The organism is Curtobacterium sp. MCLR17_055, from assembly GCF_003234305.1.
Taxonomy (GTDB): Bacteria; Actinomycetota; Actinomycetes; order Actinomycetales; family Microbacteriaceae; genus Curtobacterium; species Curtobacterium flaccumfaciens.
This window is the reverse complement of record NZ_QKSX01000012.1, coordinates 111,838-126,281: the sequence shown is the minus strand read 5'-3', so window position 1 is coordinate 126,281 and position 14,444 is coordinate 111,838. Positions and strand designations below refer to the sequence as shown.

General features: G+C 69.8%; 12 protein-coding genes. 7 read left to right on the top strand and 5 right to left on the bottom strand.

Annotation, left to right across the window (positions count from 1 at the left end; genetic code table 11):
* Window positions 1-40: 40 nt before the first annotated feature.
* Entirely contained in the window at window positions 41-1,015 is a 975-nt protein-coding gene (locus DEJ09_RS12080) for a heme A synthase (protein WP_111088775.1), read from the top strand.
* A 436-nt stretch (window positions 1,016-1,451) separates the two neighbouring features.
* Here DEJ09_RS12080 and DEJ09_RS12075 read toward each other — a convergent pair whose 3' ends face one another.
* Entirely contained in the window at window positions 1,452-2,378 is a 927-nt protein-coding gene (locus DEJ09_RS12075; RefSeq protein WP_071403755.1) for a heme o synthase, read from the bottom strand.
* A gap of 424 nt (window positions 2,379-2,802) precedes the next feature.
* Here DEJ09_RS12075 and tkt point away from each other — a divergent pair, with 424 nt between their 5' ends.
* The 6 genes from tkt to pgl all read left to right on the top strand — a co-directional run bounded on the left by tkt (window position 2,803) and on the right by pgl (window position 11,118).
* Window positions 2,803-4,896: a transketolase gene (gene tkt, locus DEJ09_RS12070; protein WP_111088774.1), complete on the top strand. Its 2,094-nt coding sequence runs from the start codon at window positions 2,803-2,805 to the stop codon at window positions 4,894-4,896.
* Window positions 4,897-5,034: 138 nt separating this feature from the next.
* Window positions 5,035-6,147: a transaldolase gene (gene tal, locus DEJ09_RS12065; protein WP_071403753.1), complete on the top strand. Its 1,113-nt coding sequence runs from the start codon at window positions 5,035-5,037 to the stop codon at window positions 6,145-6,147.
* Complete coding sequence (locus DEJ09_RS12060; protein WP_111088773.1) at window positions 6,147-7,745, top strand: glucose-6-phosphate isomerase; 1,599 nt, start codon at window positions 6,147-6,149, stop codon at window positions 7,743-7,745. Before tal ends, DEJ09_RS12060 begins: the two co-directional genes overlap by 1 nt.
* Before the next feature lie 22 nt (window positions 7,746-7,767).
* A complete protein-coding gene (gene zwf, locus DEJ09_RS12055) occupies window positions 7,768-9,306 on the top strand; it encodes a glucose-6-phosphate dehydrogenase (RefSeq protein WP_111029280.1) in 1,539 nt (512 codons plus the stop codon).
* Window positions 9,303-10,247 (top strand): glucose-6-phosphate dehydrogenase assembly protein OpcA, encoded by a 945-nt coding sequence (locus DEJ09_RS12050; protein WP_027465684.1) that lies wholly within the window; start codon window positions 9,303-9,305, stop codon window positions 10,245-10,247. The genes zwf and DEJ09_RS12050 overlap by 4 nt, the downstream gene beginning before the upstream one ends.
* 100 nt (window positions 10,248-10,347) lie before the next feature.
* Window positions 10,348-11,118, top strand: coding sequence for a 6-phosphogluconolactonase (pgl, locus tag DEJ09_RS12045; protein ID WP_110864544.1), 771 nt, complete (start codon window positions 10,348-10,350; stop codon window positions 11,116-11,118).
* A gap of 597 nt (window positions 11,119-11,715) precedes the next feature.
* Here the strand turns inward: pgl and DEJ09_RS12040 are convergent.
* From DEJ09_RS12040 to DEJ09_RS12025, 4 genes are all read right to left on the bottom strand, one after another.
* Window positions 11,716-12,084 carry an RNA polymerase-binding protein RbpA gene (locus tag DEJ09_RS12040; protein ID WP_110862753.1) on the bottom strand — a complete coding sequence of 123 codons (369 nt, stop codon included), beginning with the start codon at window positions 12,082-12,084 and terminating at the stop codon, window positions 11,716-11,718.
* Window positions 12,085-12,087: 3 nt separating this feature from the next.
* A complete protein-coding gene (gene secG, locus DEJ09_RS12035; protein ID WP_017887256.1) occupies window positions 12,088-12,339 on the bottom strand; it encodes a preprotein translocase subunit SecG in 252 nt (83 codons plus the stop codon).
* Between the two features lie 108 nt (window positions 12,340-12,447).
* On the bottom strand, window positions 12,448-13,227 hold the full coding sequence (gene tpiA, locus DEJ09_RS12030) for a triose-phosphate isomerase (protein ID WP_111088786.1): 780 nt from the start codon (window positions 13,225-13,227) through the stop codon (window positions 12,448-12,450).
* The gene (locus DEJ09_RS12025) at window positions 13,224-14,441 is read right to left on the bottom strand and encodes a phosphoglycerate kinase (RefSeq protein ID WP_111088772.1); all 1,218 of its coding nucleotides are present in this window, start codon (window positions 14,439-14,441) and stop codon (window positions 13,224-13,226) included. Before DEJ09_RS12025 ends, tpiA begins: the two co-directional genes overlap by 4 nt.
* Window positions 14,442-14,444 lie beyond the last annotated feature (3 nt).

Genomic DNA, 14,444 nt, shown 5'->3' with positions numbered 1-14,444 from the left:
ACAGGTTCACTGCACGGAACAACAGGAAGGCACCACCCTCGTGACACGCGTCGGATCCCCCGTCGAGCAGGATCTCCGGACCGGACGGTGGTGGTCGCTCCCCCGCGTGGTCGACCGTCGCGTGGTCGCACTGGCCTGGGCGTCCTTCGTGGTCGAGGTCGTGCTGATCGGCACCGGAGGCCTGGTACGCCTCACCGCCTCGGGCCTCGGATGCCCCACCTGGCCCAAGTGCACGGCGGATTCGCTCGTCTCCACGCCGGAGATGGGCATCCACGGCATCATCGAGTTCGGCAACCGACTGCTGACCTTCGTGCTCGTGATCGTGGCCGTCGCGATGTTCCTCGCGGTCGTCCGGATGCTCCGCACGCGCCCCGAACTCTTCTGGCTCGCGTTCGCTCAGGGCGTCGCGATCCCGGTGCAGGCCGTCATCGGCGGCATGAGCGTCTGGACGAACCTGAACCCCTTCGTGGTCGGGCTGCACTTCGTCGTCTCCGCCGCCCTCACCTCGGTGACCGCTGCGCTGGTCTACCGCACGACGCACGGCCCGCGCACCGCCCAGCGGCTCGTCCCGCGCTGGTACACGGGTGTCATCCGCGGCACCGTCGCCGCCGTCGTCGTGACCGTGCTCGTCGGCATCCTGACCACCGGCAGCGGCCCGCACGCCGGAGCCGACGCCGCGGTCGACGGTGGACGCCTGCACCGCACCGGGTTCGACCCCGCGGTCATGGAGCACGTGCACGCCTGGCCCGCGTACGCCCTCTTCGCCCTGACCCTGGTGCTCGTCATCGGAGCCGTCCGCCTGGGCCGCCCGAGCAAGTGGCCACTGCTGCTGCTCGTCGTCGAGTTCCTGCAGATCGCTGTCGGGCTCACGCAGGCGCGAACGGGTCTGCCCGTCGGGCTCGTCGGCACGCACATGGTGCTCGCCGGGTTGCTCGTCGGTGCGGTGACCGCCGTGGTGCTGTCGACGCGGGCCTCGGCCGGCCGAGACGCCGTCCGGGAACCCATCGACGCCTGACGCCCGGGCGCGTCGTGCGCTCGACACCCGTTCTCCGACACCCCACGAGTCGTTCGACTCGTGGGGTGTCGCGTTTCCGGTGGACGTGGTCGGCGGGCGCCACGCTGCTGACGCAGAACGACACCGCCGACGTCGCACGACATCGACTTCGTCGCTCGACATCCGCACCACGCGCGGTCCGCAGCGGCTCGCGTCCGCCCCGCGGCCGACGGCGGTCACGCCGGACGGGAGGCCCGTGGCGGGCCCGCACCGCGCCTCCAGGCCGCCTCGTGCCCGACGCAGGACGCCGGTGTCCTGCCGATACGCCGCCGAACGCGCGAGACGCCGCCGGATTCGGCGGCATCTCGGCGGGGTGGCGGCGTCGTGCCGACACGACGGCGTCACCTGGACACGACGGTGTCCTACGGACCGAACGGGCGGGCGCCCGCTCGACCGCCTAGAAGGTGAAGACCTGCGGCAGCAGCGGATCGATGCCCACGGCGATGAAGAGCAGCGTCAGGTACGTGATCGAGCTGTGGAAGACCCGCATCGGCTGCACGTGCTCGACGTGCTGGATGGCCCGCGAGTACAGGCGGTGCGACTCGACGACGAACCAGATGCCGCCGGCCAGCGCGACCACCGTGTAGAGCGGCCCCATGTGCCCGACCGGGATGAGCAGGAGCGAGCAGACGAGCGTCGCCCACGCGTAGAGGACGACCTGCAGGCCGACGACGGTGCGGCCACGGACCACGGCGAGCATCGGCACGTCGGCCGCGTCGTAGTCGTCGCGGTACTTCATCGACAGCGGCCAGTAGTGCGGCGGCGTCCACAGGAAGATCACCATGAACAGGATGACCGGGGTCCAGGTCAGCGAGCCGGTGACGCCCGCCCACCCGATGAGCACCGGCATGCAGCCGGCCGAGCCGCCCCAGACGATGTTCTGCGGGGTGCGGCGCTTGAGCCACAGCGTGTAGACGAACACGTAGATGAGGATCGCGATGACGCTCAGCGCGGCGGCGAGCCAGTTCACCAGGAAGCCGAGCACCGCGGTCGACAGGATGCCGAGCACCCACGAGAACACGAGGGCCTCGCGGTCGGACAGCTCGCCGGTGACGAGCGGGCGGGTGCTGGTCCGCTTCATCAGGCGGTCGATGTCGCGGTCGATGTAGCAGTTGAAGGCCGACGCCGAACCGGCCGACATCGCGCCGCCGAGCATCGTCCAGAAGACGAGCCACAGGTCGGGGACGCCGCGTTCGGCGAGGAACATCGTCGGCGCCGTGGTGACGAGCAGCAGCTCCATCACGCGCGGCTTCGTCAACGAGACGTACGCACGGACCTTGCGGGACAGCGGCGATCGGGGTCGATCGGTGTCGGGCCGGGTCACGGTGGCAGTCGGCAAGAGAACCTCAGTCTGTTCGCATCAGCTCGCACACTCGGTGGACGACTGCGACGGCGTCCGGGCATGCGCTGACCCGGAATGTCCACGGGTCCCGATCAGTTTACGGGATGGAAGCGCCGCGACGGTGCCCCGCTCCGACATCCCGGCGTGATCCGGACGCGCTCGACACGCCCGGATCGACCGTCGACGGCCACCCCGGTGTGAACATCGGGGGTCACCTGAACCCCTTCTGAGTACCGGGTCACTATGCTGGACACGCCCTCCCGCAGTGCGCGCCCCGATGACGTCGGCCGCGATGAGCCGGTCGGCCGCCGCTAGACGGCGACACGACTCGGCCCCGGGATGGCCACATGTCCGTGCGATGGCACGAGCCCTCGCACATGTCGCATCAAGAAGGGTCAACATCCAAGTGGCTGAATTCACCTGGGACGCCATCGACCGGAAGGCCGTCGACACGGCCCGCGTTCTCGCCGCCGACTCGGTCGAGGCCGCCGGCAACGGTCACCCCGGCACCGCGATGAGCCTCGCTCCGCTCGCCCACCTGCTCTTCCAGAAGGTGATGCGTCGCGACCCGAGCGACTCCACCTGGATCGGCCGCGACCGCTTCATCCTCTCCGCCGGTCACGCCTCGATCCTCCAGTACGTGCAGTTCTACCTGCACGGCTACGGGCTCGAGATCGACGACCTGCAGCACCTGCGCAAGTGGGGCTCGAAGACCCCGGGTCACCCGGAGTACGGCCACACCGACGGTGTCGAGATCACCACGGGCCCGCTCGGCCAGGGCCTCGCGTCCTCGGTCGGCTTCGCCTACGCCCAGCGCTTCGAGCGCGGCCTGTTCGACCCGGAGACCCCGGCCGGCCAGTCGCCGTTCGACCACTACACCTACGTGATCGCCGGCGACGGTGACATGCAGGAAGGCGTGACGAACGAGTCCGGCTCGCTCGCTGGCCGTCAGCAGCTCGGCAACCTCATCGCGTTCTACGACTCGAACCAGATCTCGATCGAGGACAACACCGACATCGCGTTCTCGGAGAGCGTCGCCGACCGCTACGAGGCGCTCGGCTGGCACGTCCAGATCGTCGACTGGAAGAAGACCGGCGAGTACTCCGAGGACGTCGAGGAGCTCCACGCCGCGATCGAGGCCGCCAAGCAGGTCACCGACAAGCCGTCGCTCATCGTCCTCAAGACGATCATCGGCTGGCCGTCGCCGACCAAGCAGAACTCGGGCAAGATCCACGGTTCGGCGCTCGGCGCCGACGAGATCAAGGGCCTCAAGGAGATCCTCGGCTTCGACACCGACAAGACCTTCGAGGTCGCCCCCGAGGTCCTCGAGTACACCCGCGGCGCCGTCGCCAAGGGCCAGGCCGAGCACGCCGAGTGGCAGAAGTCCTTCGACGCGTGGGCCGCGGCCAACGCCGACAAGAAGGCGCTGTTCGACCGTGTCCAGTCGAAGGAGCTCCCGGAGGGCCTCGAAGCAGCGCTCCCGGTCTTCCCGACCGACAAGGCCGTCTCGACCCGTGCCGCTTCCGGCAAGGTCATCAACGCCATCGCGCCGCTGATGCCCGAGTTCTGGGGCGGTTCCGCCGACCTCGCCGAGTCGAACCTCACCACGATCGAGGGCGCCAAGTCCTTCGGTCCGGCCGAGGCCTCGACGTCGACGTGGAGCACCGACCCGTACGGCCGCGTGCTGCACTTCGGCATCCGCGAGCACGCCATGGGCTCGATCCTCAACGGCATCGTCCTGCACGGGAACACCCGCCCCTTCGGTGGCACGTTCCTCATCTTCAGCGACTACATGCGTCCGGCGGTCCGTCTCGCCGCGCTCATGCAGGCGCCGGCGATCTACGTCTGGACCCACGACTCCATCGCCCTCGGCGAGGACGGCCCGACGCACCAGCCGATCGAGCAGGTCTCGTCGCTCCGTGCGATCCCCGGTCTCGACGTCGTCCGCCCGGCCGACGCCAACGAGGTCGCGTACGCGTGGCTCGAGATGCTCAAGCACACCGACCGCCCGGCCGGCATCGCGCTGAGCCGTCAGAACCTCCCCGTGTTCGAGCGTGGCGAGGGTGACGCATCCGGTGAGGTCTTCGCTTCGGCGAAGAACGTCGCCAAGGGTGCGTACATCCTGGCCGAGGCGCCCAACGGCACCCCGGACGTCATCCTCATCGCGACCGGTTCCGAGGTCCAGATCGCGGTCGATGCTCGCGAGCAGCTCAAGGCCGAGGGCATCAACGCCCGCGTCGTGAGCGCGCCGTCGATCGAGTGGTTCCGCGCCCAGTCCGAGAACTACCAGGACCAGGTGCTCCCGAAGGGCGTCACCGCTCGCGTGTCGGTCGAGGCCGGCATCGCCATGAGCTGGCGCGACATCGTCGGCGACAAGGGCCGCAGCGTCTCGATCGAGCACTTCGGTGCCTCGGCCGACTACCAGACGCTCTTCAAGGAGTTCGGCTTCACGACGGAGCACGTCGTGGCCGCCGCGAAGGAATCGATCGCAGCTTCCTGACCTGCAAGGGCCGGGTCCGGTTTCCGGATCCGGCCCTTCTTCCGGGAGGCCCGGCTCGGTTCCGCCACGGGCCTCCCGTCCCCGAAACCCCGACTCACGGTCCTCACGGACCCGTCGATGAAAGAAGAAGAGAAACACATGGCTGAGAACACCCCCACCGCCGCCCTCTCCGCGGTCGGCGTGAGCATCTGGCTCGACGACCTCTCCCGCGAGCTCCTCGAGACCGGCAAGCTCACCGAGCTCATCGAGCAGAAGAACGTCGTCGGCGTGACGACGAACCCGACGATCTTCGCGTCGGCCCTCGCCAAGGGCGAGCGCTACGACTCGCAGGTCAAGGAGCTCGCCGCTGCGGGCACCGACGTCACCGACGCGATCTTCGCGATCACCACGCAGGACGTCGCGAACGCTTCCGACGTCTTCAAGCCGATCTACGACGAGACCAAGGGCTTCGACGGCCGCGTCTCGATCGAGGTCGAGCCGGGCCTCGCGCACGACACCGCCAAGACCATCGAGCAGGCCAAGTTCCTGTTCGAGAAGGTCGGCAAGGAGAACGTCCTCATCAAGATCCCGGCGACGCTCGAGGGTCTCGAGGCGATCACCGAGGTCATCGGCGCCGGCATCTCCGTCAACGTCACCCTGATCTTCTCGCTCGAGCGCTACCGCGCCGTCATCGACGCGTACCTCGGTGGGCTCGAGAAGGCCAAGGCCGCCGGCCACGACCTCTCCAAGATCCACTCGGTCGCGTCCTTCTTCGTGTCGCGCGTCGACTCCGAGATCGACAAGCGCCTGGACGCCGTCGGCACCGACGAGGCCAAGGCCCTCAAGTCGAAGGCCGGCATCGCCAACGCGCAGCTCGCCTACCAGGTCTGGACCGAGGCGTTCGCCTCCGAGCGTGCCCTCGGCCTGCTCGAGTCCGGCGCCAACACGCAGCGTCCGCTCTGGGCCTCGACCGGTGTCAAGGACCCGTCGCTCCCCGACACGCTCTACGTGACCGAGCTCGCCGCCCCGAACACCGTCAACACGATGCCGGGCAAGACGCTCGACGCCACGTTCGACCACGGTGAGATCCACGGCGACGCCATCGCCGGCACGTTCGACCAGGCGCAGCAGGTCCTCGACCAGCTCGCCGCACAGGGCGTCGACTACGACGAGGTCGTCGCACTGCTCGAGAAGGAGGGCGTGGACAAGTTCAACGTCTCCTGGGGCGAGCTCGTCGACACCGTCAAGGCAGCGCTCGAGGGCGCCAAGTAGTGACGGTTTCCATCGCAGCCAGCGGCGACGCCGCGCGGGCCATCGAACAGGTGGTCCCGCGGCTCGTCGCTGACCTGGTGGCCTCGGGCATCACCGCCCAGGACGCCGATCTGTGGGGAACCACCGCCGAGGCCGAGGCGTCGAAGCGCCTCGGCTGGGTGGAGGCCGTCTCGGTCTCCCGCCCGCTCGTCGCCGAGGTGACCGCGCTGCGCGAGTCGCTCCGTGCCGAAGGGGTCGACCACGTCGTCCTCGCCGGCATGGGCGGCTCGTCCCTCGCACCCGAGGTCATCACGCGCACCGCCGGCGTGCCCCTCACGGTCCTCGACTCGACCGACCCCGCACAGGTCCGCGCGGCCGTGACGACCGACCTCGAGCGCACCGTGCTCGTGGTCTCGTCGAAGTCCGGCTCGACGCTCGAGACCGATTCGCAGCGCCGTGTCTACGAGCAGGCCTTCCGCGACGCCGGCATCGACCCGGCCCGCCGCATCGTCGTCGTCACCGACCCGGGCTCCGCGCTCGAGGCCGCGGCGATCGACGCCGGCTACCGCGTCTTCACCGCCGACTCCACGGTCGGCGGCCGCTACTCCGCGCTCACCGCCTTCGGCCTCGTGCCGTCCGGGCTCGCGGGAGCGGACATCGCCGAGCTCCTCGACGAGGCCGACGCGATCTCCGCGCTGCTCTCGGTCGACCTGGACGAGAACCCCGGGCTCGTGCTCGGTGCGGTCCTCGCCGGCACGGAGCCGCTCCGCGACAAGATCGCCATCGTGCCCGACGGCACGCACATCGTCGGTTTCGGCGACTGGGTCGAACAGCTGATCGCGGAGTCGACCGGCAAGGACGGCCGCGGCCTGCTGCCCGTCGTGCTGCACGCGGACTCCCCCGAGGTCACCGCCGGCCTGCCGGACGTCCAGGTCATCCGCCTGGTCGGTTCGCGCGAGGACGAGCGTCACGTGGCCGAGGGCGAGGTCGAGATCACCGGCACGCTCGGTGGCCAGATCCTCGTCTGGGAGTACGCCGTCGCGGTCGCCGGTCGCCTGCTCGGCATCAACCCGTTCGACCAGCCCGACGTCGAGGCCGCCAAGGTCGCGACCCGCGCGCTCCTCGACGACCGCCCCGCTCCGGCGGAGCCGGCGTTCTCCGAGGACGGCATCGCCGTGCACGCGACGCCCGGACTCGCGGTCGGTGCGACGCTCTCGGAAGCCGTGTCGGGCCTCCTGTCCGCACTCGACCCGACCGGCTACGTGTCGGTGCAGGCGTACGTCGACCGCACCACGAACAGCGGCCTCGAGTCGCTGCGCGACGCGATCGCGGCGCGCACGGAGCGCCCCGTCACCTTCGGGTACGGCCCCCGGTTCCTGCACTCGACCGGCCAGTACCACAAGGGCGGCCCCGCCACGGGAGTGTTCCTGCAGATCGTGGCCGACGAAGCGGACGACCTGGCGATCCCGGGTCGGCCGTTCACGTTCGGGCAGCTCCTCCGGGCCCAGGCCGCCGGCGACGCGAGTGTCCTCGCCGAGCACGGCCGGCCGGTCCTCACCCTCACCACGTCGGACGTCCACGCCGCCACCGCGGCGATCGCGTCCGCCGTCTCCCACTGACTCGTAAGGAGTTCACCGACTCATGTCACCGGTGGCAATCACCCCGGAGCGCAACCCGCTCCGGCTGCCGACGGATCGTCGACTGAACCGGATCGCGGGACCGAGCACGCTCATCATCTTCGGCGTGACGGGCGACCTGTCACGCAAGAAGCTGATGCCCGCGGTCTACGACCTGGCCAACCGGGGGCTCCTGCCCCCCGGGTTCGCGCTCGTCGGGTTCGCTCGTCGCGACTGGGAGGACCAAGACTTCTCCCAGCTCGTCCACGACGCCGTCAAGGAGCACTCGCGCACCCCGTTCGACGAGGACGTCTGGCGTCAGCTCGAACAGGGCATCCGCTTCGTCCAGGGCTCGTTCGACGACCCCGAGGCGTTCCGCGAGCTCAAGCGCACCGTCGACGACCTCGACGCCGAGCGCGGGACGCTGGGCAACCACGCGTTCTACCTGTCCATCCCGCCGAAGATGTTCCCGGTCGTCACCGAGCAGCTGAAGCTGTCCGGGCTGACCGAGAAGCGCGAGGGCTCCTGGAGCCGCGTGGTCGTCGAGAAGCCGTTCGGCTCCGACCTCCGCACCGCGCGCGAGCTCAACGCGATCGTCGAGAGCGTCTTCGCGCCCGACGACGTGTTCCGCATCGACCACTACCTCGGCAAGGAGACCGTCCAGAACCTCCTGACGCTCCGGTTCGCGAACCAGATGTACGAACCCATCTGGAACTCGAACTACGTCGACCACGTGCAGATCACGATGGCCGAGGACATCGGCGTCGCCGGGCGTGCCGCGTACTACGACGGTATCGGTGCTGCGCGCGACGTCATCCAGAACCACCTGCTGCAGCTCCTCGCGCTCACCGCGATGGAGGAACCCGTCTCGTTCAAGGCCGCCGACCTGCGTGCCGAGAAGGAGAAGGTGCTCTCCGCCGTCCGTCTGCCCGAGGACCTGTCGACCGCCACTGCCCGCGGGCAGTACGACGGCGGCTGGCAGGGCGGCGAGAAGGTGCTCGGCTTCCTCGAAGAGGCCGGGATGAACCCGGAATCCGGCACCGAGACGTACGCGGCGATCAAGCTCGACATCGCCACGCGTCGCTGGCAGGGCGTCCCGTTCTACCTGCGCGCCGGCAAGCGTCTGGGTCGTCGTGTGACCGAGATCGCGATCGTGTTCAAGCGCGTCCCCGAGGACGTCTACGGCAACACGCAGTCCCCGCTCGGTCAGAACGCGCTCGTCATCCGTGTCCAGCCGGACGAGGGCGTCACGCTCCGCTTCGGCTCGAAGGTCCCCGGCGTCGGCACCCAGGTGCGCGACGTGACGATGGACTTCGGCTACGGCCACGCGTTCACCGAAGCATCCCCCGAGGCGTACGAGCGACTCATCCTCGACGTGCTCCTCGGTGACCCGCCGCTGTTCCCGCGGCACCAGGAGGTCGAGCTGTCCTGGAAGATCCTCGACCCCATCGAGGAGTTCTGGGCCACGCAGGGCCAGCCCGAGCAGTACCGTCCCGGCACGTGGGGTCCGGCATCCGCCGACGCCCTGCTCGCCCGCGACGGTCGGACCTGGAGGCGTCCGTGAAGATCGACATGCCCGACACCACGGTGTCGAAGATCCAGAAGAAGCTCGTCCGCATCCGCGAGGAGGGCGGCGCCGTCGCCCTCGGCCGTGTGCTGACCCTCATCATCTCGACGGCCCTCGGCCACGAGGAAGAGGCGATCGAGGCGGCCAACGAGGCGTCCCGCGAGCACCCGATGCGCGTGATCATCGTCTCGAAGAACAGCGGTGACACGAAGTCCCCCGGGCGCCTCGACGCGCAGATCCGTGTCGGCAGCGACGCGGGTGCGAGCGAGGTCATCGTCCTCCGGGCGTACGGCGAGACCGCGACCGACGAGGAGAGCCTGGTCACCGGCCTCCTGCTGCCGGACGCGCCCGTCGTGGCCTGGTGGCCGCAGACCGCTCCCGAGCAGCCCGCGGCGTCCGCCCTCGGCCGCATCGCGCAGCGCCGGATCACCGACGCGGCCGCACAGAAGGACCCGAACGGCGCGATCGAGGCGCTCGGTGCGTCCTACGTACCGGGTGACACCGACTTCGCGTGGACCCGTCTGACCCTGTGGCGGAACCAGCTCGCCGCGGCGCTCGACCAGCCGCCGTACGAACCGATCACCGCGGTCGAGGTCTCCGGAGCGTCCGACAGCCCGTCGACGATCCTCCTCGCCGCCTGGCTGCAGCTGCAGCTCCAGGTGCCGGTGTCCGTCGTCACGTCGCCGCGGGCGACGGGGTCGAGCGGCATCCACGGCGTGAAGCTCGTGCGCGAGTCCGGCACCATCGAGCTCGAGCGTTCCCTGGTGGACGTCGCGACGCTCTCGATGCCCGGGCAGCCGACGCACGACCTGTCGCTGCCACGCCGCAACCTGCGCGACTGCCTGGCCGAGGAACTCCGTAGACTCGACCCGGACGTCCTCTTCGGAGACGTCGTCAAGCACGGGGTGCCCCAGCTGCGCGAGACCATCGCCCGCTGATCAACACCTCACACGGTCGGGCCGCCTGTCTGGTGCAGGCGGCCCGACCGGACCGAAGGCGGTCGAACGACCGGTCGGCCGCCACGAACACGGGAGTCACGTGACCAACGAACGGCGGGTGCTCGTGCACCCGGACAAGCAGGCCCTCGGCGCTTCGGTCGCCGCACGCTTCATCACCAAGATCATCGACGTGCTCGACGAGCAGGAGCGTGCCGACATCGCGATCAGCGGTGGCTCGGTGTCCTCCCTGGTCCTCGCCGCGATCGGCCAGTCGCCGGCGCGCGAGAGCGTCGACTGGTCGAAGGTGCACGTCTGGTGGGTCGACGAGCGCTGGGTCCCGTCGGACGACGCCGACCGCAACACGATCGGCACGCAGACCGACTTCTTCGACCACGTCGACATCCCCGCGTCGAACATCCACCCGATGCCGGCCTCGGACGGTGGGCTCGACATCGAGGCCGCCGCGACCCAGTACGAGCGCGAGCTGCAGGACGCCGCGCCCGAAGGCGCCGTGGCTCCGCGCTTCGACATCACCCTGCTCGGTGTCGGCCCTGACGGGCACACCGCCTCGCTCTTCCCGGAGTTCCCGCAACTCACGGTCACCGACCGTGCCGTCGTGTCGGTCGACGACTCCCCCAAGCCGCCGCCGCAGCGTCTGACCGTCACCTTCCCGGTGATCAACGCCTCGCAGCGCGTCTGGGTGATCCTCTCCGGTGCCGAGAAGGCTTCGGTCCTCGGGCTGGCCCTCGCGGGTGCGTCGATCGAGGACGTCCCCGTCGGTGGCGTACAGGGTCGCAAGCGCACCGTCTTCTTCGTGGACCAGGACGCCGCGCGCGACGTCCCCGAGAACCTGATCGCGTCGACGTACTAGACGCACGTTCCTGACGGACGGGAGGCCCGGTGCCAGCTGGCACCGGGCCTCCCGTCCGTCTGTGGTCGCGCCCACTGCGCGCCGCGCCCGAGCGCCTGAGTCGAGTGGTCACGAACTGTCGGCCGCGGGCGCCGCAAGCGACAGAACGTGCCACCACGACGCACCGGACGCGGCGTGTCGTGACCACTCGGCGAACCGCCACTCCGCGCGGCACCTCGGCGCCGAGCGACGCCGAGTGGTCGTGACACCCCGCCGGAACGACGCCGAGTGGTCACGAACTGTCGGCCGCGGGCGCCGCAGGCGACAGTTCGCGACACCAGCGCGCACCGCACGCGGCGTGTCCTGACCCCTCGGCGAACCGGCACTCCGCGCGGCACCCGGACGCGTCACCCCGGCGCCGAACGGCCGCGACTGCCCGCCGGCTCGACGCCGAGTGGTCACGAACTGTCGGTTGCGGCGCCTGCAACCGACAGTTCGCGCCACCACCGTGCACCACACGCGGCGTGTCGTGACCTCTCGGCGACCGAGCCGCCCGTGCACCGGACGCACGAAGGCCCCCGCACCATCGGTGCAGGGGCCTTCGTCAGCGTGTGTGCGCTAGCTCTTCTTCGCCGCGGTGCCGCGACGCTCTCGGAGCTGCTGGAGCGCGTCCTCGAGGAGCTGCGCTGCCTCTTCCTCGGTGCGGCGTTCCTTCACGTACGCGAGGTGGGTCTTGTAGGGCTCCGTCTTGGAGACCACGGGAGGGTTCTCCTTGTCGCGCCCAGCCGGCAGACCGCTCGACGGCGAGTCCACCGTCTCGGGGATCTCTTCATCGGGCAGGTTCGCGGCGAAGTACCGCACGACCTCGTTGCCGAGGGCGTCCCAGTACGAGATCGCCACGCGCTCTGCCTGGACCCCGCGGTCCTGTTCGCCCATCGGTCCCGCGCCGACGCGAGACCCTCGGATTGCACTGCCTCCGCTTGCCATGGATCAGACCCCCGCCGTGAACTTGTTGATGAGACCGAGCACGATGATGGAGACGATCCAGACCAGACCGAGGATCACCGTGATGCGGTTGAGGTTGCGCTCGGCCACGCCGGACGCACCGAGGTTGCTCGTGACCCCACCGCCGAACATGTCGGAGAGGCCACCACCGCGGCCCTTGTGCAGCAGGATGAGGAGCGTGAGCAGGAGGCTCGTGATTGCGAGCAGGACCTGCAGCACGACGGAGAGTATCGCCACGACGTACCTTTCGTGTCAGTCAGCCGTACCAGTGTACCGGCCGCGCGGAGCACGGCCGGTACCTGGACGGGAGTGGTGCGGACGACTGCCCGCGACGACGCCTGTGGACTACAGCCCGACGTGCTGACGGAACCGGGCGATGGCCGCGAACTCCTGCACGTCGAGCGAAGCGCCACCGACGAGGGCGCCGTCGATGTCGGGCTCGCGGAGGAACCCCGCGATGTTGCCCGACTTGACCGAGCCGCCGTAGAGCACGCGGGTGTCGGCAGCAGCCTGGTCGCCCCAGGCTGCGGCGATCCCACGACGGATCGTCGCGCACTCGTCCTGCGCCTGTTCGGCCGTGGCGGCCTGTCCGGAGCCGATGGCCCAGACGGGCTCGTACGCCACGACGATGTCGGCGGGCTTGATCGCGTCGAGCACGACGCGGAGCTGCTCGACCGGCACGACACCGGCGCCGCGCTCCTCGCGCTGCTCGCCGGTCTCACCGACGCACACCACGGGGACGAGGCCGTGCTTGACGGCCGCCGCGGTCTTCGCCGCGACGACCTCGTCGGTCTCACCGTGCAGCGTGCGCCGCTCGGAGTGGCCGACGATGACGTACTGGGCGTCGAGCGCTGCGAGGAACGCGCCGGAGACGTCACCGGTGTAGGCACCGGAGTCGAACTGCGACAGGTCCTGCGCACCGAAGTGGATCGGCAGCTTGTCGGCCGAGATGAGCGTCTGCACGCTCCGCAGGTCGGTGAACGGCGGGAACACCGCGACCTCGACGTCGTCGAAGTCGTGCCGGGCGTCCTTGAGCGTCCACGCGAGCTTCTGCACGGTGGCGATGGCCTGGAGATGATCGAGATTCATCTTCCAGTTGCCGGCGATCAGTGGCGTGCGAGTCATGCGGTCCACCCCAGTGCTTCGAGACCGGGCAGCGACTTGCCCTCGAGGAACTCGAGGCTCGCACCGCCACCGGTCGAGATGTGGCCGAACTGGTCGTCCGAGAATCCGAGCGACCGCACGGCGGCAGCGGAGTCGCCACCACCGACGACACCGAGGCCGTCGACCTCGGTCAGCGCCTGCGCGACGGTCTTCGTGCCGGCGGCGAAGGCCGGGAACTCGAACACGCCCATCGGGCCGTTCCAGAACACGGTCTTCGAACCCGAGACGGCCGAGGCGAACCGCGCAGCGGTCTCCGGGCCGATGTCGAGGCCGATGCCGTCCGTACCGAACGACGAGGACTCGATGGCGTCGGCCGCCACGGTCTCGTGGTCGGCGTCGGCCGCGAAACCGGAGGCCACCACGACGTCGGTCGGCAGGTCGATGGTGACACCGAGCTCCTTCGCCCGCGAGAGGTACTCGCGGACGACGTCGAGCTGGTCCGCCTCGAGCAGCGACTTCGCGACCCCGTGGCCCTGGGCCGCGAGGAACGTGAAGAGCATGCCGCCACCGATGCAGAGGGTGTCGACCTTCGGCAGGATGTGGTCGATGACACCGAGCTTGTCGCTGACCTTCGACCCGCCGAGCACGACCGTGTACGGCCGCTCCGGGTCCTTGGTCAGACGCTCGAGCACGCGCAGCTCGGTCTCGATCAGCGAACCGGCTGCACTGGGCAGTGCGGACGCGAGCTCGTAGACCGAGGCCTGCTTGCGGTGCACGACACCGAAGCCGTCGGAGACGAAGGCGTCACCGAGGGCGGCGATGCGGTCCGCGAAGGCACCGCGCTCGGCGGCGTCCTTCGAGGTCTCCTGCGGGTTGAAGCGGAGGTTCTCGAGCAGCAGGACGTCGCCGTCCTCGAGGGCCTCGGCCGCGGCGGTCGCTTCGTCACCGACGGTCTCGCCGACGAACGTGACCTCTTTGCCGAGCAGCTCGGAGAGCCGCTGGGCCACCGGTGCGAGCGAGAACTCGGGCTTGGGCTCCCCGTCGGGGCGTCCCAGGTGCGAGATCACGATGACGCGTGCGCCGGCGTTGACGAGGGTGTTCAGCGTGGTCAGCGACGCGCGGACGCGGCCGTCGTCCGTGATCGTGCCGTCCTTGAGCGGGACGTTCAGGTCACAGCGGACGACGACGCGCTTGCCGGCGAGGTCGCCGAGGTCCTCGAGGGTGCGGAGGGCCATGTG

Coding starts and splice junctions, on each gene's coding strand:
- tal (WP_071403753.1), top strand. CDS start 5,035: ATGGCTGAGAACACCCCCACCGCCGCCCTCTCCGCGGTCGGCGTGAGC.
- zwf (WP_111029280.1), top strand. CDS start 7,768: ATGTCACCGGTGGCAATCACCCCGGAGCGCAACCCGCTCCGGCTGCCG.
- DEJ09_RS12040 (WP_110862753.1), bottom strand. CDS start 12,084: ATGGCAAGCGGAGGCAGTGCAATCCGAGGGTCTCGCGTCGGCGCGGGA.
- tpiA (WP_111088786.1), bottom strand. CDS start 13,227: ATGACTCGCACGCCACTGATCGCCGGCAACTGGAAGATGAATCTCGAT.
- DEJ09_RS12025 (WP_111088772.1), bottom strand. CDS start 14,441: ATGGCCCTCCGCACCCTCGAGGACCTCGGCGACCTCGCCGGCAAGCGC.